Annotated in this window: 23 protein-coding genes; 5 read left to right on the top strand and 18 right to left on the bottom strand. The window is 65.8% G+C overall.

Annotated features, from left to right (window positions below; all coding sequences use genetic code 11):
- Window positions 1-58: 58 nt before the first annotated feature.
- From miaA to rlmE, 4 genes are all read right to left on the bottom strand, one after another.
- Entirely contained in the window at window positions 59-1,042 is a 984-nt protein-coding gene (gene miaA / locus VZ068_RS09340) for a tRNA (adenosine(37)-N6)-dimethylallyltransferase MiaA (protein WP_349657478.1), read from the bottom strand.
- Window positions 1,042-1,944 carry a dihydropteroate synthase gene (gene folP / locus VZ068_RS09335; protein WP_349657477.1) on the bottom strand — a complete coding sequence of 301 codons (903 nt, stop codon included), beginning with the start codon at window positions 1,942-1,944 and terminating at the stop codon, window positions 1,042-1,044. The genes miaA and folP overlap by 1 nt, the downstream gene beginning before the upstream one ends.
- Before the next feature lie 452 nt (window positions 1,945-2,396).
- A complete protein-coding gene (gene ftsH / locus VZ068_RS09330) occupies window positions 2,397-4,337 on the bottom strand; it encodes an ATP-dependent zinc metalloprotease FtsH (protein WP_259153877.1) in 1,941 nt (646 codons plus the stop codon).
- A 60-nt stretch (window positions 4,338-4,397) separates the two neighbouring features.
- Window positions 4,398-5,030, bottom strand: coding sequence for a 23S rRNA (uridine(2552)-2'-O)-methyltransferase RlmE (gene rlmE / locus VZ068_RS09325; protein WP_259153876.1), 633 nt, complete (start codon window positions 5,028-5,030; stop codon window positions 4,398-4,400).
- Between the two features lie 66 nt (window positions 5,031-5,096).
- On the opposite strand from rlmE, the gene yhbY reads away from it, so the two are divergent.
- Window positions 5,097-5,402, top strand: coding sequence for a ribosome assembly RNA-binding protein YhbY (gene yhbY / locus VZ068_RS09320; protein WP_005992396.1), 306 nt, complete (start codon window positions 5,097-5,099; stop codon window positions 5,400-5,402).
- Between the two features lie 15 nt (window positions 5,403-5,417).
- Window positions 5,418-5,792, top strand: coding sequence for an Mth938-like domain-containing protein (locus tag VZ068_RS09315; protein WP_349657476.1), 375 nt, complete (start codon window positions 5,418-5,420; stop codon window positions 5,790-5,792).
- Window positions 5,793-5,967: 175 nt separating this feature from the next.
- On the opposite strand, the gene VZ068_RS09310 is transcribed toward VZ068_RS09315, so the two are convergent.
- Genes VZ068_RS09310 through surE form a run of 4 tightly spaced genes read right to left on the bottom strand, consistent with a single transcriptional unit; the run spans window position 5,968 to window position 8,836 of the window.
- Complete coding sequence (locus VZ068_RS09310) at window positions 5,968-6,750, bottom strand: peptidoglycan DD-metalloendopeptidase family protein (RefSeq protein WP_259153870.1); 783 nt, start codon at window positions 6,748-6,750, stop codon at window positions 5,968-5,970.
- Complete coding sequence (locus tag VZ068_RS09305) at window positions 6,747-7,361, bottom strand: YqaA family protein (protein ID WP_259153869.1); 615 nt, start codon at window positions 7,359-7,361, stop codon at window positions 6,747-6,749. Before VZ068_RS09305 ends, VZ068_RS09310 begins: the two co-directional genes overlap by 4 nt.
- 18 nt (window positions 7,362-7,379) lie before the next feature.
- Window positions 7,380-8,060 (bottom strand): protein-L-isoaspartate(D-aspartate) O-methyltransferase, encoded by a 681-nt coding sequence (locus VZ068_RS09300; protein WP_259164747.1) that lies wholly within the window; start codon window positions 8,058-8,060, stop codon window positions 7,380-7,382.
- Entirely contained in the window at window positions 8,057-8,836 is a 780-nt protein-coding gene (gene surE / locus VZ068_RS09295; protein ID WP_259153867.1) for a 5'/3'-nucleotidase SurE, read from the bottom strand. Before surE ends, VZ068_RS09300 begins: the two co-directional genes overlap by 4 nt.
- 99 nt (window positions 8,837-8,935) lie before the next feature.
- Here surE and VZ068_RS09290 point away from each other — a divergent pair, with 99 nt between their 5' ends.
- The gene (locus VZ068_RS09290) at window positions 8,936-9,475 is read left to right on the top strand and encodes a Smr/MutS family protein (protein ID WP_349657475.1); all 540 of its coding nucleotides are present in this window, start codon (window positions 8,936-8,938) and stop codon (window positions 9,473-9,475) included.
- 280 nt (window positions 9,476-9,755) lie between these two features.
- Here VZ068_RS09290 and truD read toward each other — a convergent pair whose 3' ends face one another.
- From truD to VZ068_RS09245, 9 genes are all read right to left on the bottom strand, one after another.
- Window positions 9,756-10,859, bottom strand: a complete 1,104-nt coding sequence (gene truD, locus VZ068_RS09285) for a tRNA pseudouridine(13) synthase TruD (protein ID WP_349657474.1) — start codon at window positions 10,857-10,859, stop codon at window positions 9,756-9,758.
- Between the two features lie 249 nt (window positions 10,860-11,108).
- Window positions 11,109-11,600 carry a 2-C-methyl-D-erythritol 2,4-cyclodiphosphate synthase gene (ispF, locus tag VZ068_RS09280; protein WP_259153862.1) on the bottom strand — a complete coding sequence of 164 codons (492 nt, stop codon included), beginning with the start codon at window positions 11,598-11,600 and terminating at the stop codon, window positions 11,109-11,111.
- A gap of 17 nt (window positions 11,601-11,617) precedes the next feature.
- Window positions 11,618-12,430 (bottom strand): 2-C-methyl-D-erythritol 4-phosphate cytidylyltransferase, encoded by an 813-nt coding sequence (gene ispD / locus VZ068_RS09275; RefSeq protein WP_349657473.1) that lies wholly within the window; start codon window positions 12,428-12,430, stop codon window positions 11,618-11,620.
- Window positions 12,427-12,792, bottom strand: coding sequence for a cell division protein FtsB (ftsB, locus tag VZ068_RS09270; protein WP_259153859.1), 366 nt, complete (start codon window positions 12,790-12,792; stop codon window positions 12,427-12,429). The genes ispD and ftsB overlap by 4 nt, the downstream gene beginning before the upstream one ends.
- Before the next feature lie 3 nt (window positions 12,793-12,795).
- The gene (eno, locus tag VZ068_RS09265; protein WP_349657472.1) at window positions 12,796-14,088 is read right to left on the bottom strand and encodes a phosphopyruvate hydratase; all 1,293 of its coding nucleotides are present in this window, start codon (window positions 14,086-14,088) and stop codon (window positions 12,796-12,798) included.
- Window positions 14,089-14,211: 123 nt separating this feature from the next.
- Window positions 14,212-14,490, bottom strand: coding sequence for a hypothetical protein (locus tag VZ068_RS09260; protein WP_349657471.1), 279 nt, complete (start codon window positions 14,488-14,490; stop codon window positions 14,212-14,214).
- Between the two features lie 71 nt (window positions 14,491-14,561).
- Complete coding sequence (gene kdsA / locus VZ068_RS09255; RefSeq protein ID WP_055828670.1) at window positions 14,562-15,392, bottom strand: 3-deoxy-8-phosphooctulonate synthase; 831 nt, start codon at window positions 15,390-15,392, stop codon at window positions 14,562-14,564.
- Window positions 15,393-15,798: 406 nt separating this feature from the next.
- Window positions 15,799-17,463, bottom strand: coding sequence for a CTP synthase (locus tag VZ068_RS09250; RefSeq protein ID WP_259153856.1), 1,665 nt, complete (start codon window positions 17,461-17,463; stop codon window positions 15,799-15,801).
- 171 nt (window positions 17,464-17,634) lie between these two features.
- Window positions 17,635-17,877 carry a hypothetical protein gene (locus VZ068_RS09245; RefSeq protein WP_259164785.1) on the bottom strand — a complete coding sequence of 81 codons (243 nt, stop codon included), beginning with the start codon at window positions 17,875-17,877 and terminating at the stop codon, window positions 17,635-17,637.
- A gap of 162 nt (window positions 17,878-18,039) precedes the next feature.
- On the opposite strand from VZ068_RS09245, the gene parE reads away from it, so the two are divergent.
- Window positions 18,040-19,929, top strand: coding sequence for a DNA topoisomerase IV subunit B (gene parE, locus VZ068_RS09240; protein ID WP_259164793.1), 1,890 nt, complete (start codon window positions 18,040-18,042; stop codon window positions 19,927-19,929).
- A gap of 235 nt (window positions 19,930-20,164) precedes the next feature.
- On the opposite strand, the gene VZ068_RS09235 is transcribed toward parE, so the two are convergent.
- Entirely contained in the window at window positions 20,165-20,959 is a 795-nt protein-coding gene (locus tag VZ068_RS09235; RefSeq protein WP_349657470.1) for a CDP-diacylglycerol diphosphatase, read from the bottom strand.
- Between the two features lie 139 nt (window positions 20,960-21,098).
- Here VZ068_RS09235 and VZ068_RS09230 point away from each other — a divergent pair, with 139 nt between their 5' ends.
- The gene (locus VZ068_RS09230; protein WP_259153851.1) at window positions 21,099-22,601 is read left to right on the top strand and encodes a S10 family peptidase; all 1,503 of its coding nucleotides are present in this window, start codon (window positions 21,099-21,101) and stop codon (window positions 22,599-22,601) included.
- Window positions 22,602-22,606 lie beyond the last annotated feature (5 nt).

The raw sequence follows: 22,606 nt of genomic DNA, 5'->3' as shown, positions 1-22,606 counted from the left end.
TTGTTCTTATTGTCCCGGTCGACACCTGCCATCCCCAGCCGGCCCCGGAAACGGGATGTTACACGCCTGAAGCCTGCTGCACAGCGGGACGATGAGCGAGGAAGCCGACAAGTGCGTCGTCCAATTGATGCCGATCACGCTCCGGGTCGAACCAACGTGCGTCGAGCTCGCCACGCAGCCAGGTGAGCTGCCGTTTGGCCAGTTGCCGGGTCGCCTGGATCGCCTTGTCGCGGAACTCGGCCAGGCTGCCGGCACCATCCAGATACGCCCACGCCTGCCGATAGCCGACCGCGCGGACCGCGGGCAGGTCCAGCGGCGCAGCCACGGCGCGCATCTGCGGCAACTCCCGCAATCGCGTCACCTCGGCGAGAAAATCCTGCGCCAGCATCGCGTCCAGCCGCTGCGCGATGCGTGCGTGCAGTACCGCCCTATCTTGCGGCGCCAGCACGATTTTCAAGACCCGCAACGGCAGGCGCGGTCCCGGCGCCAGCGCCTGCCAGTCGCTGATCGGCCTCCCGCTGAGGCGGTACACCTCCAGCGCACGCTGGATGCGCTGCGGGTCGGTGGCATGGATACGCGCGGCAGCGATCGGGTCGACCTGCGCCAGTTGCGCGTGCAATCCGGCCCAGCCTACCTGCCCGGCCTCGGCGGCGATGGCGGCGCGCACCGCCGGGTCGGCTTCGGGCAACTGCGACAGCCCTTCGAGCACGGCACGGAAGTACAGCCCGGTACCGCCGGCCAGGATCGGCAACTTGCCGCGCGCGACGATGTCGTCGATCGCCTTGCGTGCATCGTCGCCGAACTCCGCGGCTGAATAGATCTGCCAGGGGTCGCGCAGGTCGAGCAGATGATGCGGTACCGCTGCGCGCATCGCGGCATCGGGCTTGGCTGCGCCGATCTCCAGCCCGCGGTAAACCAGGGCCGAATCGACGCTGACGATCTCGCCGTTCCAGCGTTGCGCCGCCTCCAGCGCCAGCGCGGTCTTACCGCTGGCGGTGGGGCCCATCAAGGCGATCGCAAGCGGGCGTCGGTCGGCGGGCATCAGTCCTCGTCCGGCCAGCGAATGGTCGGCGCGGCCGGCGTGTTGACCCGCGGGGTCGGAATCGCCGCCACCGCGTTCCAGACCTTCAACGCATCCACGGTCGCTGCCACATCGTGCACACGCAACAGCAGTGCGCCATGCTGCGCGGCGATCAAATGCGCGGCAACCGAACCGTGCACCCGTTCGGCGGCAATCTCGCGCCCGGTCACTTCACCGATGCTGCGTTTGCGCGACAACCCCGCCAATACCGGCAAACCGAATTCCTGCAGGCGCTGCAGTTGCGCAAGCAAGGTCAGGTTATGCGTGGTGTTCTTGTCGAAGCCAAAGCCCGGGTCGAGGATCAACCGGCGCTTGTCGATGCCAGCCATCTCGGCGGCGAAAATGCGCTCGGCCAGGAAACGATGCACCTCGGCCACCACGTCGTCGTACTGGGGCGCATCCTGCATGGCGTGCGGTGCGCTGCGTGCGTGCATCAGCACGACCGGCACGCCCAGGTCGGATGCTGCGTCCAGTGCGCCGGGCGAACGCAACGCGTAGACATCGTTGATCATGCCGGCACCGGCCGCGACCGCCGCGCGCATCACCTCCGGCTTGAAGGTGTCCACGCTGATCGGCACGCCGGTCTGCTGCACCAGCGCCTCAATAACCGGGATCACACGCTGCAATTCGTCTTCCAACGAAACCGCCTTGGCACCGGGACGGGTGGATTCGCCGCCGATGTCGAGCACCGCAGCGCCCTGCTCCACCAGCCGCAGTGCGTGTGCGATTGCCGCTTCGCAGGTCGCGTGCTGGCCGCCATCGGAGAACGAGTCCGGGGTGACGTTGACGATCCCCATCACCTGCGGCGCGTCCAGTCGCAAGCTGCGACCAGCGCAATCCAGCTTGAGCGCGGTATCGAACATCGGTGGTTTCTCCTGAAGCGGATGAAAGAATGATTGACCGAGCGGGTTGGTGCCCACGCAAGCGATTGCCAATCGATTGGGTTGCGCGCAGAACCTCGCTATCGACTACAGCGGCTGCGCAAACCCGGGGAACGACCGGAGCAAGCGGATGCTGCCTGTTGCCACGACACCGCGCATTGTCGCGCAGCCCGTCGCGTGTCGCATCCGGTGCGTTGAGGATTCAATGCCATATCCGACAGCGGACTGCTGCACCGGCGGCGTCCGGCGACTCGACACAACAACACGTCGCCGATGGCATCAACCCGTCGCCGATGGCATCCGACGACACCACACACACCACGCTCATCGCTCGCCACCGGCAGATCGATCACCTCGTCGACGCTGCGCAACGCAACGGGGCCAGGAATCGCTTCCTGGCCCCGCCGGATCATCTGCAATCGCCAATCGTCGGCTTAGATCTGCTCGGCCGGTCCTGCGATCGGCGGCAACGGACGCGGGCTTCCCTTGTCGTTGTTGTTGCCACCGTCCTTGTCGGACTTGCCCCAACCTGCCGGCGGCGGCGGCTCGCGGCCTTCCATGATCGCGTCGATCTGCGGCACGTCGATGGTTTCATACTGCAGCAGCAACTGCGACATCGCATGCAGCTTGTCGAGATTGTCGGTGAGGATGGTCTTGGTCTTGCTGTAGGCCTTGTCCAGGATCGAACGCACCACCTCGTCGATCTTGCGCGCGGTTTCATCCGAGACGTTCTTATGCTGGGTCACCGAACGGCCCAGGAACACCTCGTCCTCTTCCTCGCCATAGGCAACCGGGCCGAGCTCGTCGGACAGGCCCCACTTGGTGACCATGTTGCGCGCCATCTTGGTGGCACGCTCGATGTCGTTGGACGCACCGGTGGTGACCTTGTCGCCGCCGAAGATCAATTCTTCGGCAACGCGGCCGCCATACAGCGAGCACAGCTGCGATTCGATCGCGACACGATTCATCGAGTAGCGGTCGCCTTCCGGCAGGTACATGGTCACACCCAACGCGCGACCGCGCGGAATGATGGTGACCTTGTAGACCGGGTCGTGCTCGGGCACCAGGCGACCGACAATGGCATGGCCGGCCTCGTGATACGCGGTCAGCGTTTTTTCGTCCTCGCTCATGGCCATCGAACGACGTTCGGCGCCCATCAGGATCTTGTCACGTGCACGGTCGAAGTGATCCATACGGACTTCCTTCTCGCTGCCGCGCGCCGCAAACAACGCGGCTTCGTTACACAGATTGGCCAGATCGGCACCGGAGAAACCCGGCGTGCCGCGTGCGATGACCATCGGCACCACGTCGTCGGCAAGCGGCAGCTTGCGCATATGCACGCGCAGGATCTGCTCGCGACCCTTGACGTCCGGCAGCCCGACCACAACCTGGCGGTCGAAACGGCCCGGACGCAGCAGCGCCGGGTCCAGCACGTCGGGACGGTTGGTGGCTGCGATCACGATCACGCCTTCGCCGCCTTCGAAACCGTCCATCTCGACCAGCAACTGGTTCAGGGTCTGCTCGCGCTCGTCATGCCCGCCGCCGAGACCGGCACCGCGATGACGGCCCACCGCATCGATTTCGTCGATGAAGATGATGCACGGCGCATGCTTCTTGGCCTGCTCGAACATGTCGCGCACGCGGCTTGCACCGACGCCGACGAACATTTCGACGAAGTCCGAACCGGAGATGCTGAAAAACGGCACCTTGGCTTCGCCGGCGATCGCCTTGGCGAGCAGGGTCTTGCCGGTACCCGGCGGGCCGACCATCAGCACGCCGCGCGGGATCTTGCCGCCCAGCTTGGTGAACTTGGTCGGGTCGCGCAGGAAGTCGACCAGCTCGCTGACTTCTTCCTTGGCCTCGTCGCAACCGGCAACGTCGGCGAAGGTGATCTTGACCTGGTCCTCGCCCTGCAGCTTGGCGCGCGACTTGCCGAAGCTCATCGCCCCCTTGGCACCGCCGCCACCGCCCTGCATCTGGCGCATGATGAACAGCCAGAAGCCGATGATCAGGATGACCGGCAGGAAGTTGAGCACCAGCGACCAGAAGCCCGGCCCGGTGGACGGCTTCTGGCGGGTCATTTCGATGTTCTTGCTGTACAGCACGTCGACCAGCTTGTCGTCGCGCGGGCCGTAGACGGTAGCTTCGCTGCCGTCGGTGCGCTTGAAGCGGATCGCATTGACCGCGAGGTTGGTCTCATCGGTGTAATCCACCGATTTGACGCGCCCGGAGTCCACTTCTTTCAGAAACTGGGTATAGGTGATCGAGTCGGCACCGACGCCACCCGCCATCCGCGGCGAGAAGCTCTGGAAGACGACCATCAGCACAACCGCGACGACCACCCACAGCAGCAGATTCTTGGTCAAGTCGTTCATCCTCATTGGCTCCGGTGCCCTCTACTCTTTAATTCTTGAAACACGGTGGTCATTGGCAGCTTACTTGATCTGGACACGCTTGCCCTGACCGAGCGCATAAACTTCCGGGGAGCGCTTGCGCGAGGCCGCCGGCTTGCGAATCGTCACCTTCTCATAGCGGCGGCGAAGCTCACGAATATAGTCGTCGGACCCGACACCCTGGAACAGCTTGATCAAAAACGCCCCACCCGGCTTGAGGTGAGTGTCGGCAAATTCCATCGCCAGTTCCGCCAGGTGCATCATCCGCGGTTGGTCGACCGCATCCATGCCACTCTTATTGGGGGCCATATCGGACAGCACAAGGTCCACCGGCACATCGCCCAACATCGCTTCGAATTCCGATAGGACCGCTTGTTCCCTGAAGTCGCCGTGAAGGAAGTCCACGCCCGCCAGGGCCGGCATGTCCAGGATATCCAGCGCCAGCACGCGCCCGCTGTCGCCCATGGACTTGCGCACCTGCTGCGACCAGCCGCCCGGCGCGGCCCCCAGGTCGACCACCACCATGCCCGGTTTGAGCAGGCGATCGCGCTGCAGCAGCTCTTCCAGCTTGTAGGCCGCGCGCGAGCGCATGCCTTCGGCCTGGGCCTTCTTCACGTAAGGGTCGGCGAAGTGTTCCTTGAGCCAGCGCTGGCTGCTTTTACTACGGGAAGGCATTGGCGACGGGGGTCGGAACGGGCCGCCATGATACCCTGAACACCCTTTGCTGCCTTTCGATCCTGCATGTCCATTGTTCTCACCTCCGCCCAGACCCGTTTCCTGCGCGGCCAGGCCCACGATCTCAAGGCGCTGCTGCAAACCGGCGGCAAAGGGGTCACGCCGGCATTTCTGGCCGAACTCGAGGAAGTGCTCGAGCGCCACGAATTGATCAAGGTGAAGGTGGCCTCCGAGGATCGTGAGACCCGCGATGCGCTGATCGCCGAACTGGTCGGACAGACCGGTAGCGCCCTGGTGCAGCGGATCGGCCACGTCGCCATCCTGTACCGCCCCAGCAAGGAAAAGCGCCAGATCGTGCTGCCGCGCGGCTGACCCACCGAGTCTGTTATGCCTTTAAGCCAGGAACACCCCGACTACACCTATGCGCTGCGCGCGGCCGATGGCCGCCATGCCAAGGTCAACGACCAGATCCTGCAACAGAGCTTCATCCTGATGCCGGATGAACTGGTGGAACGCTGGCCGGTGCAGCATCTGGACCATCTGCAGGCAAGCCACATGGACGCGGTGCTGGCGCTGGCGCCAGCGGTCATCCTGCTGGGCACCGGCGAGCGCCAGCGCTTTCCGAACGCACAAGTGCTTGCCGCCTGCCTGACCCGTGGCATCGGCCTGGAAGCGATGACCAACGCCGCTGCCGCGCGGACCTATAACGTGCTGGCCAGCGAAGGCCGCCGGGTGGCGCTGGCAATGATTCTGGAAGGCTGAATCGGGAATCGGGAATCGGGAATCGGGAATCGGGAATCGGGAAAGCAGGCTGGACTGAAGTTTCGCTGTCAAGCGAAAATTGACCAAGCCTCAGATGCCCTGCTCATGCCAGGCATCATCCGCCACCGATCGATAAAGCCGCGGCCCAAGGCTGTTGCGATTCCCTATTCCCGATTCACTTCTTCGGCAGATACAACAGCGGATCGACCGGCTTGCCGTTGTAGCGGATCTCGAAGTGCAGCATGTCGCGGGCGGCGCCGCTGCGGCCCATTTCGGCGATCTGCTGGCCGGCCTTGACGCTCTGGCCCTCGTTGAGCAGGCGCTTGCGGTTGTGGCCGTACGCCGACAACCACTGGTCGTTGTGCTTGATGATGATCAGCTCGCCATAGCCGACCAGGCCGGCACCGGAGTACACCACCACACCATCGGCGGCCGCGCGCACGGCCTGGCCGCTGGCGCCGGCGATATCCACACCCTGCTTGGTGGTTTCGCCGCTCACGAAGGTACCGACCACCACGCCATCGGCGGGCCAGCGCCAGGAGAAGCCGCTGCTGACCGGGGCGGCGACCGGCGCTGCCGGACGCGGCGGCACCACCGTGCCGGCGCCGGCCACCGGTGCGCTGGCTCCCGGCTTGCCCGCACCGGGCGGATACAGCTTCAAGGTCTGGCCGGGATAGATGGTGTTGGGCGAAGAAAGGCCGTTCCACGCCGCCAGGTCAGGCGCGGTGATATTGGTGCGACGCGAGATCGCATACAGGGTATCGCCGCGCTGCACGGTCACCGTCACGCCGGGGCGTGGCACCGACGGTCGTGGCGCTGCGGTGGTCGGCCGTGACGACGAGCCGCCACTGGCGCCAGGCGAACGCACCACGGTGGCACTGCTGCAGGCGGTCAGCCCGATCGCCACCAGGAGCACGACTGCTGTCTTGCGTACCGAATTCATCTGCGTCTTGCTCATCCGTTCGTTGTCTTCCACACCAGCCAGCCTGCGCCCGCCGCGAGCACCGCCATCGCGACCCAGCCCAGCGGTTCGATCCAGCGATGCAGCGCCGCTTCGGCCCGTGCGCCACCGAGGCGGATCGCACCGGCGACCAGATACACGCGCTTGCCGCGGCCGACCAGCATGCTGGCGATGAAGGGCAGGATCGGCACGCCGACCACGCCCGAGGCCCAGGTAAAAATCTTCAGCGGAATCGGGGTGAAGCCGACCAGCACCAGTGCCCAGAACGCCTTCCACGGCGAATCGGCGACCAGCGTGCGCAGGGTTTCGATCTGCGCCTGGATCTTCGCGCTCCAGCCCAGCCACTCGATCAGCGGCTGCAATGCGGCAAAGGCGAAATGGCCCAGAAGATAGCCGACCAGCGCGCCGCAGACCGAGCCGATCAGGCTCAAGGTGGCGAACCACAGCGAACGCCTGGGTTCGGCCAGCGACATCGGCGCCAGCATCACCTCCGGCGGCACCGGAAAGATGAAGCCCTCCACGAAGCTGAGACCGGTCAGCAGCGCTGGTGCGCGGCGGTGGCGTGACCAACGGATGGCCACGTCGTACAACGGCCCGAAAATCTTCATCGAGGAACTCTCATGGGATCAATCCAGCATGCCCGACAACAGCGGGACGAACGTGACCGGCGCCAGAACCTGCTGCTCGATCTCGCCATCGGCAGCGCGGGTGAGCTGCACCAGCGACTGCGAGGAGGCGCCACCGACCGGGGCGACCAGGCGCCCGCCGACCGCCAGTTGATCGACCAGCGCATCCACCAGGGCCGGCGCAGCGGCGGTGACCACGATGGCATCGTAGGGGCCGTGCTCGGGCCAGCCGATGCGGCCATCGTCGTGCTTGCTGCGCACGTTCATGCCCAGATGGCGGAAGCGCTTGCGCGCCTGTCGCAGCAGGTCGCCGATGCGCTCGACGGTGTAGACCTCCAGGCCCAGCGCGGCCAGGATCGCGCCCTGGTAGCCGGAGCCGGTACCCACTTCCAGCACCTTGGTCGGGCCGACCTGCAGCACTGCCTCGGTCATGCGCGCGACCACCCACGGCTGCGAGATGGTCTGGCCGTGGCCGATCGGCAATGCAGTGTCTTCATAGGCGCGCGAGGCCAGCGCTTCATCGATGAACAGATGACGCGGGACGGTGCGCATGGCATTGAGGGTGGCTTCGTCCTGGATGCCGGCCTCACGCAGGCGCTCGACCAGACGGTCGCGCACGCGCTGCGAGGTCATGCCGATGCCGACCGACTCCGGTTGCAGCATGCGCAGCCTCGGTGTCATGCCGGGCCGTCCAGCGCAGCAGTCAGCCCGCCTACCCAGCCGGCCACCGTCTCCAGCGCCTGGTAGCGGGTGAGATCGACATGGATCGGCGTGATCGAGATATGCCCGGTGCGCACGGCATGGAAATCGGTGCCGGCGCCGGCGTCCTGCTCCGGACCGGCCGGGCCGATCCAGTACACGGTGCGGCCGCGCGGGTCCTGCTGCGGCACGCAGGGCTCGGAGCGATGCCGGTTGCCCAGCCGGGTGACTTCGAAACCGAGCACATCCGACCACGCCAGATCCGGCACGTTGACGTTGAGGATGGTGTCGGCCGGCAGTGGGTCGGCCTTGAGCCGCGCGACGATTTCCACTGCGGCGCGCGCGGCGGTCTCGTAGTGATCCGCTTGGTGATTGTGCGTGACCAGCGACACCGCGACCGCGGGAAGGCCGAGGAAGCGGCCTTCCATCGCGGCAGACACGGTGCCGGAATAGATCACGTCGTCGCCGAGATTGGCTGAATTATTGATGCCGGAGACCACGATGTCGGGGTCGTAATCCAGCATGCCGGTGAGCGCCAGATGCACGCAGTCGGTGGGTGTACCGGCCACCGCGCAGGTCTGCGCATCGATGCGGCGGGTGCGGATCGGCACATCCAGCGTCAGCGAATTGCTGGCGCCGGAGCGGTCGCGATCGGGCGCGACCACCATCACTTCATGACCGGCGTGCCGCAACGCCTCGGCCAGGATCTGGATGCCGGGGGCGTCGACACCGTCGTCGTTGCTAACCAGTACGCGCATGAGACTCCTCGGAAAACCCGGCCATGATACCGGATGCGTCCATGCGCTTGCCGCTTGATCTTCGCGCGTGTCTGGGGTTGGAGCGGTTACGCTGTACCGATGTCACACCCTGAAGACGAAGACGACGGCGCGCTGTTCCGCGCAGCGATCGGCGCGGTCAAGCCGATCCGCGAAGTCGCACCACCGGCCAACGCCAAGCCGCGCCCGAAGCCGCGCGCGCGCATGGCCGAGCGCGACGAGGCGCAAGCGCATACCGAATTCGCACGATTGCTGCGCGACAGCGCGCCGCTGGAAGCCGGCGACACGGCCAGCTATCGCCGCGAGAATCTTCCCACCCGTCTGTTCCAACGCCTCAAGCGCGGGCAGTTTTCGGTGCAGGACGAACTGGACCTGCATGGCGCCACCGCAGCGCAGGCCGAAGCGTTGCTGCGGCAATTCCTGCTGGAGGCGCATGCGCACGAACATGGCTGTGTGCGCATCATCCACGGCAAGGGCCTGCAGTCGGACAACGGCGCGCCAGTCCTGAAGAACCTGATGGACCGCCTGCTGCGCCAGCGCAACGATGTGCTGGCATTTCATTCGGCACCGCCGACCCAGGGCGGTACCGGTGCGTTACTGGTGTTGTTGGCGCGGCGGTAGTGTGGCGATGCATGGGGTAGGCGCTGGCGACCCTGCCGTCTGGCAGGCAGAGATCGTGCCGAGACGAGTCGCGATCCATGCGCATGCAGCCCTGACGCCTGCTTTGCGACGCCCATCTTCGTTCCCCGGCGTTCGCTGCGCAGGTCGTCGTGCTTCGCAGGCAACGGCACCTGTGTGCGTCTGGCAGGCTGTCGGCAGCGCGGGTCGCGGCCGGGCCCGCTGCTGCGAGAACGCACACGGCTGTTGTGCGTGCGGGATTTGACGACTTGCCTGAGGACGCTCAGTCGTCGGCGCGCGTGGTTGCCGCGGCACGACCGGCATCGCTGACATCGCCGAGTTCCCACAGCACTGCAGTGGCGTAGCAGCCTTGCGGCAGCGCAAACTCCACCTGCAAGGCCCGCCGGTCCAGCCAGCGGTATTCCAGATCCTGCGGACGCAGACGCAACGCGCGGCGCTCCTGTTTCAGTCCGGCCGCTTCCAGCCCCTGGCGCAACACCTCCGATTGCCGATCCGATAACGCGCCCTGCTCCACCGCCGCGGCCTGATCGGTACAACGCAGCTCGCCCGCGCCCCACAGCGGGCCACTGGGGTGGATGTCGAAGCGCGCCAGCCGCTCGGCCAGCACCTCGCTCCAGGGTTCGGGGCCGAACACGCTGCGCGAGCCATCCAGCATCCACGCCTCGCCATCCAGCGCCGCATCCCAGCTGCCCTGCTCCACGCGCGCGGTCAGCACGCGATTGAACAGCGCCGAGCGCGCCGCAGACAGCAGGATCGAGCGCTGATCGTTGCGCAGACGCCGCTTCGGCGCCGGCACCAAGGTGCCGTCGGCCTCCTGCAGGTAACCGAACATCGCCAACGCAGAAGCCACGTTGCCGCCATCGCGCCCGAAGCGCTGTTCGCCGAACCAGTTCGGAATCCCGCGTGCGGCGATCGACTGCAAGCGTTGCTCGATGGCGTCGCGCTCGCCCTGCACCTGACGCAAGGTCAGCACGAAGCGATTGCCCAGCAGCGCGCCGCGCTGCAGCTTGCGGTTATGCCAGGTACTGTGGACCACCTGCATCTGCGCATCGTCGAGCGTGGCGAGGTCCGGCGCGATGCGCTTGGGCAGGTGCACGCTGAAACGTTGCGTGGTCACTGCATGACGATCCTTCAGCCCGGCATAACCGACGCCCATCTCCGCGATGCCCGCCCACTGCGCAAGCTGTCTGGCGATATGGGCGGTGTTCTGGCCGCGCTTGCGAATGGTGAGCAACAGGTGCTCGCCTTCGCCGGACGGCTCGAACGACGGCAGTTCGTCGACCTGGAAATCTTCCGGCGTGCTGCGCATTGCCGCGCCAAGGACCGCAGCGCCGTGCGCGCGTGGCAGGAGGGACGTCTCGCTCATGGTGTGGTTTGCCTCGCGCCGACGCATCGTGCGCTGTGTGCCGGGAGTGCGGCGTCGAATGTGGTGATGCGCGCCGGCGATCCGGCATGCAGAAGTGCAGTTTAGTGCAGCCGGCAAACCGGCTGTGGTGGCCGACAGACGGCCGCGACCGACGCTGGATGCGACAGAAGCCGCTCATGCGATCGTTGCACCCGGCGCCCGCTGCGCACGTCCAACTGAAGCATGTTCGCCAGGTCTTGTTCGTAACGCCTACATAGCGATCTTGCCCAGCAGCACCGCTGCCTGCGCGGCAATGCCTTCGCCGCGACCGGTGAAGCCGAGCTTTTCGCTGGTGGTGGCCTTGACGCTGACTGCATCGAGTTCGATGCCGAGCAGCCCGGCGATGCGTTCGCGCATTGCCAGTGCATGCGGGCCAACCTTGGGCCGCTCGCAGATCACAGTGATGTCGGCATTGCCCACGCGCCAGCCGCGCTCGCGCAACAACTGATCGCAATGCTGCAGAAACTGCGCGCTGTCGGCGTCCTTCCAGCGCGCGTCGGACGGCGGAAAGTGCTGGCCTATATCGCCCAGCGCCAACCCACCCAGCATCGCATCGCACAGCGCGTGCAACACCACGTCGCCATCGCTATGCGCGAGCACGCCCTGGCTATGCGCGACGCGCACGCCGCCGAGCATCACGTGGTCGCCATCGCCGAACGCATGCACGTCGTAGCCCTGGCCGATTCGGAAATTGAAGGACATGGAAAACCTGTGGTGATTTAAGAGGCGTCGTTGCGGTCGTCGCCGTCGTTGGCAACGACAGCCAGCCCGGCATCGCCGCGCGCGGATGGCGCAGCCTCATCGGTGGGTGCAGCGGCGGGGTCGGCGTCGACCGCAACGCCGCGGCGTACAAGTTCGAACTCGAAGCGCGCCAGATCCGCCGGCGTGGTGACCTTGAAGTTGTCCTCGGCGCCCTCCACCAGCAACGGACGCAGCCCGAGCCGCTCCATCGCCATGGCCTCGTCGGTGACGTCGACGCCGGCAGCCGATGCTTCATTGAGACCACGGATCAGCTGATGACGCCGAAACAGCTGCGGTGTCAGCGCACGCCACAAGCGCTCGCGTGGCTCGGTGCCGTCGATACCGCCATCGTCGCCGGCACGCTTGAGGGTGTCGCGCACCGGTGCGGCCAGGATCGCACCGACCGGGTCGCCGCGACCGATTTCCAGCAGCCGGTCCAGATCTGCCAGCGCCAGATTCGGGCGCGCGGCATCGTGCACCAGCACAAAGTCGTCGGCCCGCACGCTCTCCGGCAGGGCCAGCAAGCCCGCCAGCACCGACGCTGCGCGCGTGGCACCGCCCACGCAGGTCACTACGGGCTTGGACTGCACCGACGTCCAGCCCGGCCAGTCGGCATCGCCCGGTGCAATCGCCACCAGGATGCCGGCGACCGCTGGATGCGCTGCAAGCGCTGCCAAGGTGTAGGCCATCAGCGGTTGGCCCGCTGCCGGCAGATATTGCTTGGGAAGCGCAGCACCAAACCGCGTGCCGCGCCCTGCGGCCGGCACGATGGCCCAGATCGAGCCGGTCATGGATGCGGTTCCGTTGCGGATGCAGGATCGGACGTAGCCGGCACAGGTGTCGCTTCGGGCGTTGCGGCAGGCAGTGGCGGTGCGTCCTCGACCACGCGATAGAACGTCTCGCCCGGTTTGATCATGCCCAGCTCGCTGCGTGCGCGCTCTTCGATTGCCTCCTCGCCGTCCTTCAAATCCTTCACCTCTGCTGCCAACGCCTGGTTGCGTTGGCGCAGACCTTCGTTGTCCTGTGTCTGATGCGCGACCTGGGCTTCCAGCATCATCACTTCACCGGAATTCCCAGGCCCGAACCAGAAGCGGTACTGCAGCCAAGCCAGCAGCACCGCCAGCACCAGCAGTAGCCAGCGCCAGTTGCGCACGGCTTATCGCTTGATCGAAACGAACGCGTCGCGGCCGGCGTAACGCGCGCCGGAGCCCAACGCCTGCTCGATGCGCAGCAGCTGGTTGTACTTGGCCACACGATCGCTGCGGCACAGCGAGCCGGTCTTGATCTGGGTGGCGGTGGTGGCCACGGCGATATCGGCGATGGTGGTGTCTTCGGTTTCGCCCGAACGGTGCGAGACGATGGACGCGTACTTGGCCGCATGCGCCATGGCGATCGCTTCCAGCGTTTCGGTCAGCGTGCCGATCTGGTTGACCTTGATCAGGATCGCGTTGGCGGTGCCCGAGTCGATGCCCTGCTTGAAGATCTTCGGATTGGTGACGAACAGATCGTCGCCAACCAGCTGCACCTTCTTGCCGACGCGGTCGGTGAGCAGCTTCCAGCCGGCCCAATCGTCTTCGGCCAGGCCGTCTTCGATGCTGATGATCGGGTACTGCGCGACCCAGTCGGCCAGGAAGTCGACGAACTGCTCGCTGGTCAGGCGCTTGTTCTCGCCCACCAGGTTGTACTTGCCGTTGTCGTAGAACTCGCTGGAGGCCACGTCCAGACCCAGCAGGATGTCTTCGCCGGCCGTGTAACCGGCCTTGCCGATCGCTTCGAGAATGGTGTCCAGCGCTTCGACGTTGCTGCGGAAGTCCGGCGCAAAGCCGCCTTCGTCGCCCACTGCCGTGCTCAGGCCGTGGCCCTTGAGCACCGACTTGAGCGAATGGAAGATTTCGGTGCCGGCGCGCAGCGCTTCGGAGAACGAGCTGCAGCCGACCGGCAACACCATGAACTCCTGGAAGTCGACGTTGTTGTCGGCATGCGCGCCGCCGTTGATGATGTTCATCATCGGCACCGGCAGCGCCACGTCCGATTCGGTGATGGTGGACAGGTACTGCCACAGCGGCTGTTTGCGCGAGGCGGCAACCGCATGCGCGGCGGCCAGCGACACACCCAGCAGCGCATTGGCGCCCAGGCGGCCCTTGTTCTCGGTGCCGTCCAGGTCGATCAGGCGACGGTCCAGACCCTGCTGGTCGGCCGCATCGAAATCCTTGAGCGTCTCGGCGATGGTGCCGTTGACGTTGTCCACCGCATGGCGCACGCCCTTGCCCATGTAACGGGTCTTGTCGCCGTCGCGCAGCTCCACCGCTTCCTTGGTGCCGGTCGAGGCGCCCGAGGGTACGGCGGCGCGGCCGAATGAGCCGTCTGCCAGCGTGACTTCGGCCTCCAGCGTGGGATTGCCGCGGGAATCGAGGATTTCGCGGGCGAGGATCTTGGCGATAGTGGTCATAGGTCGATCGGTTACCAGTAAGGGGGAAGTACACCGGAAACAAGCTGCCGGATTATCGCTGTACACCGCGCCATTGCCAAATCGCACGGGCCCGATGCGTGCCTGACCGGCAAGACCCTGCAGCTAGGCCCTCAGGCCCGGCAGCGAAGCGCAAAACAGCAGCAGCAGCAGCGCCAAGCCCGTGGCGGCAGCGCCTGGCTGGCGACGCAGCGAGAACGCGACCGGGCTGGCGACAAGACCGCCCAACGTCAGCAACGCGCCTGTCAGCAACGTCACGAGCATCGGCGTGCGCGTAGCCTGCATCGCATGGTTGCCGTCGCCCGGCATGCCGATGCTGGCAGTCACCAGGAAGGCCATGACAGCCAGGCAGGCCCATGCAGCGAGCGACAGTCCCAGCGCCATCCAGCCCCAGGGCCAGTGCCGCCAGTGCCGGCGTTGGCGACGCGATGCCGCCAACGCCCACGGATCGGAACTCATGCGAAGCGCGCGAACCCGTGCTTCTTGGTCACTGCATCCAGTTCCATCAGCGTTTCCAGCAGCTCTTCCATGCGATCGAGCGGCCACGCATTGGGACCATCGGACAGCGCCTTGGACGGATCCGGATGGGTTTCGGCGAACAGGCCGGAAATACCCACGGCCACGGCCGCGCGCGCCAGAACCGGCACGAACTCGCGCTGGCCGCCGGAGCTGCTGCCCTGCCCGCCCGGCAACTGCACCGAATGGGTCGCGTCAAACACCACCGGGCAGCCGGTATCGCGCATGACGCTGAGCGAACGCATGTCGCTGACCAGGTTGTTGTAGCCGAACGAGGCGCCACGTTCGCAGACCATGATCTGCTCGTTGCCGGTCGACTTGGCCTTGTCCACCACCGGCTTCATGTCCCACGGCGCCAGGAACTGGCCCTTCTTGATGTTCACCGGCTTGCCGGCGGCGCAGACGTTCTTGATGAAATCCGTCTGCCGCACCAGGAAGGCCGGGGTCTGCAGCACGTCGACGACGGCGGCGACCTCGTTCATCGGGGTGTATTCGTGCACGTCGGTGAGCACCGGCACGCCGATCTGCTGCTTCACCGCAGCCAGCACCTTCAGGCCTTCTTCCAGGCCGGGGCCGCGGAAGCTGGTGCCCGAGGTGCGATTGGCCTTGTCGAAGCTCGACTTGAAGATGAAGTTGATCCCCAGCTTGCCGGTGATCTCCTTGAGCTTGCCGGCTACGTCGAGCTGCAGCTGCATCGACTCGATCACGCATGGGCCTGCAATCAGGAACAACGGCTGGTCGAGGCCGACTTCAAAGTCACACAGTTTCATCAGGTCACCTATTGAGTAAAGCCCCTCTCCCGTCGGGAGAGGGGTTGGGGTGAGAGGAAGGTTTGAAAGCGCTTAATAAGGCCAGATGGTTTGCCCTGGCTGGCGCGTGGCGGCGCGTTCATCATGGCTTCAATCCTTCAGTGTGTTGCGGCGCCCCTCATCCGCCCCTACGGGGCACCTTCTCCCAGTGGGAGAAGGGAGTTAACCACCCGTTTTTTGATGTTAGCCCCTCTCCGATCGGGAGAGGGGTTGGGGGTGGGGCAAGGTTTGCAAGCGCTTATAAGGCCAGATGGTTTGCCCTGGCTGGCGCGTGGCGACGCGTTCGTCATGGCTTCAATCCTTCAGTGTGTTGCGGCGCCCCCTCATCCGCCCCTTCAGGGCACCTTCTCCCGATGGGAGAAGCAACTCACGCACGCGCTTCCTTGAGCAACTTGCCGCCAGCCTTCTTCTCGCGCGCAGCGCGCACGAAGCCGATGAACAACGGGTGCCCGTCGCGCGGGGTGGACAGGAACTCCGGATGCGCCTGGCAGGCCAGGAACCACGGGTGCGCATCGCGCGGCAGCTCCACCACTTCCACCAGGGTGTCGTCCATCGACTTGCCGGAAATCACCAGCCCGGCGTCTTCCAGTTGTGTGCGGTAGCGGTTGTTGAACTCGTAGCGGTGACGATGACGTTCGGCCACCACGTCCTTGCCATAGACCTCGCGCGCCAGCGTGCCCGGCTTCAGGCGCTGCTCCTGCAAGCCCAGCCGCATGGTGCCGCCCAGGTCGGATTTTTCGTCGCGCTTTTCGACTTCGCCGGTGGCGGTGCGCCATTCGGTGATCAGCCCGATCACCGGGTGTGGCGACTGGCGATCGTTCTCGGTGCTGTTGGCTGCGTCCAGGTCGGCCACGTGGCGGGCATAGTCCACCACCGCCGCCTGCATGCCGTAGCAGATGCCGAAATACGGCACCTTGTGCTCGCGCGCGTATTTGGAGGTCAGCACCTTGCCTTCGAAACCGCGATCGCCGAAGCCACCGGGCACCAGGATGCCGTCGATGTCCTGCAAGGCGGCCATGTCGCTGCCTTCCAGGTCCTGCGCTTCCAGCCACTTCAGGTTGACCTTGGTGCGCTGGCGCAGGCCGCCGTGGCGCAACGCCTCGGCCACCGACTTGTAGGCGTCCTGGTGATCGACGTACTTGCCGACCACCGCAATGGTGACTTCGTCCAGCGGATGCTTGACCGCATCCACCACCGCCGCCCATTCGGACAGATCGGCCGCGGCGACCTTGTCGCGCAGCTTGAACTGGTCGATGACCAGCTCGTCCAACCCCTGACGCAGCAATTCCAGCGGCATGCCGTAAAGCACGTCGATATCCGGGCAGCTGATCACTGCGCGCTCGGACACATTGGTGAACAGGGCGATCTTGCGGCGCTCCGAATCCGGCACCGCCTGCTCGGACCGGCACAGCAGCACGTCCGGCTGGATACCGATCGAGCGCAGTTCCTTGACCGAATGCTGGGTCGGCTTGGTCTTCAACTCACCGGCCGCCGCGATATATGGCACCAGGGTGAGGTGCATGAACATCGCCTTTTCCGCGCCACGCTCGGTGCGCACCTGGCGGATCGCCTCCAGGAACGGCAGCGATTCGATATCGCCGACGGTGCCGCCGATCTCGATCAACGCCACGTCGAAGCCGGCCGTGGCCTCGTCGATGCAGCGGCGGATCTCGTCGGTGATGTGCGGGATCACCTGTACGGTGGCGCCCAGGTAGTCGCCGCGGCGCTCCTTGCGGATCACGTTCTCATAGATCCGGCCGGTGGTGACCGAGTTCTTGCGCGACAGCCGCGTGCGCACGTAACGCTCGTAGTGACCCAGGTCCAGGTCGGTCTCGGCGCCGTCGTCGGTGACGTAGACCTCGCCATGCTGGAACGGGCTCATCGTGCCCGGGTCCACATTGATGTACGGGTCCAGCTTCATCATCGTGACCTTCAGGCCACGCGCTTCCAGAATGGAGGCAAGCGAAGCGGCGGCAATGCCCTTGCCTAGCGAGGACACTACGCCGCCGGTAACAAAAATCAGGGGGGTCATGGGGCTTGAAGCCTCCCGGAAAGCCATAGTTTAGCGGGTGACGGGCGAATGCCCAAGGGCTGCGTGACGACCGGGCGGTCTCAGACGGCAAATGCGCGCAACAACGCGTAAATGCAGACGCCCCGGCCGAGGCCGGGGCGTCCGTGGACCACGTAACGCTGCGCAGATGCCTCAGCGTGCGGGTTTCTCTTCTTCCTCTTCCTCGCGCGGCGCGCTGTCGGCCTTGGGCTTTTGCGCGGCAGCGGCAGCGCGGCGCTCGGCCTTGCGCTCGGCGTCGGTCTTGGCCTTGGCGTCGTCGCTTTTCTGGGCGGTGGCGCCCTGCCCGGCCTGCTGAGGAGCGGCCTGGGCCAACGCAGGAAGCGCGGCCACTGCGGCGGCACCGAGGGTGAGCATCAGGATGTGCTTGAACTTCATGGTGTCCTCCGGTTTCGGTGACATCCTCAGGTGGGGACGTTTGGTTCCGAATCCAACGCCAGGGTATCCAGCCGCACCCCGCCCTGCACTGAACGCCTGTCGCGTGCAAAAAATCGGTTCTGCCCCCACACTTGCGCGTCGTTTCACGTGCCGACGAGATGCATGAACACCCGTTATAACGCCGCCGATATTGAAGTGCTGTCGGGCCTGGACCCGGTCAAACGCCGCCCTGGCATGTACACCGACACTGCGCGCCCGAACCATCTGGCGCAGGAAGTGATCGACAACTCGGTCGACGAGGCGCTGGCAGGCCACGCCAAGCAGGTCGAAGTCACCTTATACAAGGATGGCAGCTGCGAAGTGTCCGACGACGGTCGCGGCATGCCGGTGGACCTGCACCCGGAAGAAAAGATTCCCGGTGTGGAACTGATCCTGACCCGGCTGCATGCCGGCGGCAAGTTCAACAACCGCAACTACACCTTCTCCGGCGGCTTGCACGGCGTGGGCGTGAGCGTGGTCAACGCGCTGTCGACCAAGGTCGAGCTGTTCATCAAGCGCGAGGGCAGCGAGCACCGCATGGAGTTCCGCGACGGGATCGCCGCCTCCAAGCTGGAGGTCGTCGGCACTGTCGGCAAGAAGAACACCGGCACGCGGCTGCGCTTCTGGGCCGACCCCAAGTATTTCGACACGCCCAAGTTCAACGTGCGTGCGCTGCGCCATCTGCTGCGCGCCAAGGCGGTGCTGTGTCCCGGCCTGACGGTCAAGCTGCACGACGAAGCGACCGGTGAGCAGGACAGCTGGTACTTCGAGAATGGCTTGCGCGATTACCTGAAAGGCGAAATGGCCGAGCACGAGATGCTGCCGGCCGACCTGTTCGCAGGCAGCCTGAAGAAGGACACCGAGATCGTCGACTGGGCCGCGGCCTGGGTGCCCGAAGGCGAGCTGGTGCAGGAAAGCTACGTCAACCTGATCCCGACCGCCCAGCACGGCACCCACGTCAACGGCCTGCGCTCTGGCCTGACCGATGCGCTGCGCGAGTTCTGCGACTTCCGCAACCTGCTGCCGCGCGGCGTCAAGCTGGCGCCGGAAGACGTGTGGGACCGGGTCACCTTCGTGCTCAGCCTGAAGATGACCGACCCGCAGTTTTCCGGGCAGACCAAGGAGCGGCTGTCCTCGCGCCAGGCCGCCGGCTTCATCGAAGGCGCCGCACACGATGCCTTCAGCCTGTATCTCAATCAGAACGTGGACATCGGCGAGAAGATCGCGCAGATCGCCATCGACCGTGCCAGCGCGCGGTTGAAGACCGAAAAGCAGATCGTCCGCAAGAAGGTCACCCAGGGCCCGGCCCTGCCCGGCAAGCTGGCCGACTGCATCAGCCAGGATCTGTCGCGTACCGAATTGTTCCTGGTCGAGGGCGACTCGGCCGGCGGCTCGGCCAAGCAGGCGCGCGACAAGGACTTCCAGGCGATCCTGCCGTTGCGCGGCAAGATCCTCAACACCTGGGAAGTGGCATCGGGCAGCGTGCTGGCCTCCGAGGAAGTGCACAACCTGGCGATCGCGATCGGCTGCGACCCGGGCAAGGACGACATCACCGGGCTGCGCTACGGCAAGGTGGTGATCCTGGCCGACGCCGACTCCGACGGCCTGCATATCGCCACGCTGTTGACGGCGCTGTTCCTGCAGCATTTCCCGGCGCTGGTCGCCGCCGGCCATGTGTTCGTGGCGATGCCGCCGCTGTTCCGCGTGGACGTGGGCAAGCAGGTGTTCTACGCACTGGACGAAGAAGAAAAGACCACGCTGCTGGACAAGATTGCGCGCGAGAAGATGAAGGGCCAGATCAGCGTGACCCGCTTCAAGGGCCTGGGCGAGATGAACCCGCAGCAGCTGCGCGAATCGACCATCCATCCGGACACGCGCCGGCTGGTGCAGCTGACCATCGACGACGGCGAACAGACCCGCTCGCTGATGGACATGCTGCTGGCGAAAAAGCGCGCGGGCGACCGCAAGCAATGGCTGGAATCCAAGGGCGACCTGGCGTCGCTGGAAGTCTGAAGCCCGGCAAACATGCCCTCACTCAGCACAGAGAGGGCGTTGTGGGCGCGCTTGCCAATGAAGCGCGCCGCCAAGCGGCCTCGCCACACGCCCGGTTACCAGGCAACGCAGGCAGAGCGATGACGGCGTACGGCGATGGATCACCGCCATCCACCGGCAGCGATCCATCTGCCTGGACCGCTACGCAGCACCTTGCCGGCATCCGTCTCCGATGAAGTGCGGACCTGGCGCTCCGTCAGCGCACCCCGGGCAACACCTGGGTCGCACCGGTCACCAGTGAGCAGGCGTGGTCCTGCACTTCCTCGCCGCTGGCACGGTTACCGCTGTGCGCATCCTGCCGCGTTGCCAGCAGGATGAATCCAGGTCGCCCGTCCTGCAGTTGCGCGCCGGCCACCACCAGCGAGTAATCGCGCAAGCTGGCATCGGCAGGCAGCGTGGCTGCGAGCAGGCGAACCGGATCCTGGTCCAGCGCCTCGCCTTGCAGCGTCCTGGCCAGATACGCATGGCCCAGCAACGGCTCGGCCAAAGCGCGCCACTCCGGGCCGATCCCGGTGCGCTGACGCTGCAGTACTGCGTACACGTCCGGACGCAGGCAATCGATATGGATATGCAGCTGCTCCTGCGAGCGCCCGTGCGGCGAGTTCAACGCAAGGCTCACGTATTGCCTGGGCAGCGGACGCTGCAACGCCTGTGCCACGAAGCTGCGCGCGTCCCAGGCACTGGCGAAATAATTCGGCGCATCGGCGCGTAGCAACGCAGGGTCTTCGATTCCGCTGACCCGCACACTGGGCACCAACAGGTATTGGAAGCGGCCGTGACGGTCTTTCAACACCACCGCCTGACGCGCCCGATCCGACCACACCGCAACGCAATCGGGTGGCCGCGACGCCTCTGCCAAACAGCGGGTGGAGACGATGCGCCATAACGCATCCGGGTCGCTGGCATGGTGTACCGGCGCAGGTGGCGTCACCGCACAGCCGGCCACCGACAGCACCACGGCGCAGGCAGAGCGAACGACACAAGGCCTCATCTGCAGCTCGATCATCAGGGCGCGCCATGATAGCGAGCGGTGCGGCATCGGTCAGCGCGACAGCCATGCCTTTTTGCACATCCACCGCGCGGTGCCGCGGCCTAGCATCAGCGTTCTTCCGTTCGAATGCCGATTGCCCATGCCCTCCTTGCTCCATACCGGCCTGCTGGCCTGCCTGCTGCTCGGCGTCCCGGTCTTCGCCGCCGCGCAGGACGGCAAGACCGATTCCAAGCCCGACGCCAAGGCCGATGCCGTTGCGACCAAACCCGCGCCGTTGCCGGCCGATACCAGCGTGCGGCAAACCACGCGCCTGGCCGGACGCACGCTGAGTTACACCGCCAGCGTCGGCACGCTGCCGGTGCGCGATGCGCAGGGCAAGACCACTGGCGAAGTGGTGTTCACCGCCTACACCGTGGACGGCAAGGACCGCCCGGTCACCTTTGCCTTGAACGGCGGACCAGGTGCGGCGTCGGTCTATCTGAACATGGGCGCGATCGGGCCGAAGGTGGTCGGGTTCGGCGCCGAAGGCGACAGCGCGTCCGCGCCGGCGACCTTGCGCGACAATCCGGGCACCTGGCTGGACTTCACGGACCTGGTGTTCATCGACCCGGTCGGCACCGGCTTCAGCCGCGCGCTCATCGGCGAGGACGAAGCCAAGAAGCAGTTCTATAACCCGCAGGCCGACGTGGAATATCTCTCGCGCGTGATCTACGACTGGCTGCTGAAGAATCGCCGCCTGCAGACGCGCAAGTATCTGGTCGGCGAAAGCTATGGCGGCTTCCGCGGCCCGCGCATCACCCAGTATCTGCAGACCCGGCTCGGGGTTGCGATGAACGGCGTGGTGCTGGTCTCGCCGTTCCTCAACCCGACCCTGGACGACAACAGCGACGTCTCGCCGCTGGCGTGGATGCTGACCTTGCCGTCGATCGCCGCCGCGCACCTGGAGCGCCAGGGCCAGCTCAGCGACAGCGCGATGCGCCAGGTGATCGACTACACCCGCGGCGACTATGCGGTGGCGCTGATGAAAGGCCGCACCGACCCGCAGGCCACCGAGGCGATGCTGCAGCAGGTCACACGCATGACCGGGCTGGATCCGGCCTATGTACGCCGCTCCGGTGGACGCCTGGAAACCCAGGCCTACCTGCGCGAGGTGTTTCGCGACAAGGGCGAGCTGGGCAGCCGCTACGACGCCAACGTGACCGCCTTCGACCCCTTCCCCAACGATCCCACGCAGCGCGCCAGCGACCCGCTGCTGGACAGCATCATCGCGCCCACCACCACCGCGATGGTGGACTTCGTCACCCGGATCGTCGGCTGGAAGGTCGATGCCCGCTATCAGGCGATCAATTACGAGGTCAACTCGGCGTGGGACTGGGGCGACGAACTACGCAAGGGCGCGGTGACGCAGCTGCGCCAATCGGTGGCGATCGACCCCAAGCTGCGCGTGCTGATCGCGCACGGCTGGAACGATCTCTCCTGCCCGTTCATGGGCTCGGTGCTCACCGTGGATCAGATGCCGGCGATGGGCGACCCCACGCGCGTGCAGGTGCGCGAGTATCCCGGTGGCCACATGTTCTACAACCGCGCCGACAGCCAGGCCGCCTTCCGTCGCGACGTCAAGGCGATGTACGAAACGCGCTGAGCGCG

The organism is Xanthomonas sp. 10-10 (genome assembly GCF_040182365.1).
GTDB classification, from domain to species: domain Bacteria; phylum Pseudomonadota; class Gammaproteobacteria; order Xanthomonadales; family Xanthomonadaceae; genus Xanthomonas; species Xanthomonas arboricola_F.
Note: the sequence above shows the minus strand (reverse complement) of the source record. Positions and strands in the feature narration are given on the sequence as shown.

Coding starts and splice junctions, on each gene's coding strand:
- rlmE (WP_259153876.1), bottom strand. CDS start 5,030: ATGCCTTCCCGTAGTAAAAGCAGCCAGCGCTGGCTCAAGGAACACTTC.
- VZ068_RS09305 (WP_259153869.1), bottom strand. CDS start 7,361: ATGAAGATTTTCGGGCCGTTGTACGACGTGGCCATCCGTTGGTCACGC.
- ispF (WP_259153862.1), bottom strand. CDS start 11,600: ATGTCCTTCAATTTCCGAATCGGCCAGGGCTACGACGTGCATGCGTTC.
- ftsH (WP_259153877.1), bottom strand. CDS start 4,337: ATGAACGACTTGACCAAGAATCTGCTGCTGTGGGTGGTCGTCGCGGTT.
- yhbY (WP_005992396.1), top strand. CDS start 5,097: ATGTCCATTGTTCTCACCTCCGCCCAGACCCGTTTCCTGCGCGGCCAG.
- VZ068_RS09300 (WP_259164747.1), bottom strand. CDS start 8,060: ATGACACCGAGGCTGCGCATGCTGCAACCGGAGTCGGTCGGCATCGGC.
- VZ068_RS09245 (WP_259164785.1), bottom strand. CDS start 17,877: ATGAAGTTCAAGCACATCCTGATGCTCACCCTCGGTGCCGCCGCAGTG.
- ispD (WP_349657473.1), bottom strand. CDS start 12,430: ATGACCGGCTCGATCTGGGCCATCGTGCCGGCCGCAGGGCGCGGCACG.
- kdsA (WP_055828670.1), bottom strand. CDS start 15,392: ATGAAACTGTGTGACTTTGAAGTCGGCCTCGACCAGCCGTTGTTCCTG.
- eno (WP_349657472.1), bottom strand. CDS start 14,088: ATGACCACTATCGCCAAGATCCTCGCCCGCGAAATCCTCGATTCCCGC.
- VZ068_RS09310 (WP_259153870.1), bottom strand. CDS start 6,750: ATGAGCAAGACGCAGATGAATTCGGTACGCAAGACAGCAGTCGTGCTC.
- VZ068_RS09315 (WP_349657476.1), top strand. CDS start 5,418: ATGCCTTTAAGCCAGGAACACCCCGACTACACCTATGCGCTGCGCGCG.
- surE (WP_259153867.1), bottom strand. CDS start 8,836: ATGCGCGTACTGGTTAGCAACGACGACGGTGTCGACGCCCCCGGCATC.
- truD (WP_349657474.1), bottom strand. CDS start 10,859: ATGAGCGAGACGTCCCTCCTGCCACGCGCGCACGGCGCTGCGGTCCTT.
- parE (WP_259164793.1), top strand. CDS start 18,040: ATGAACACCCGTTATAACGCCGCCGATATTGAAGTGCTGTCGGGCCTG.
- VZ068_RS09230 (WP_259153851.1), top strand. CDS start 21,099: ATGCCCTCCTTGCTCCATACCGGCCTGCTGGCCTGCCTGCTGCTCGGC.
- VZ068_RS09250 (WP_259153856.1), bottom strand. CDS start 17,463: ATGACCCCCCTGATTTTTGTTACCGGCGGCGTAGTGTCCTCGCTAGGC.
- VZ068_RS09290 (WP_349657475.1), top strand. CDS start 8,936: ATGTCACACCCTGAAGACGAAGACGACGGCGCGCTGTTCCGCGCAGCG.
- VZ068_RS09235 (WP_349657470.1), bottom strand. CDS start 20,959: ATGAGGCCTTGTGTCGTTCGCTCTGCCTGCGCCGTGGTGCTGTCGGTG.
- folP (WP_349657477.1), bottom strand. CDS start 1,944: ATGTTCGATACCGCGCTCAAGCTGGATTGCGCTGGTCGCAGCTTGCGA.
- VZ068_RS09260 (WP_349657471.1), bottom strand. CDS start 14,490: ATGGCGCTGGGACTGTCGCTCGCTGCATGGGCCTGCCTGGCTGTCATG.
- miaA (WP_349657478.1), bottom strand. CDS start 1,042: ATGCCCGCCGACCGACGCCCGCTTGCGATCGCCTTGATGGGCCCCACC.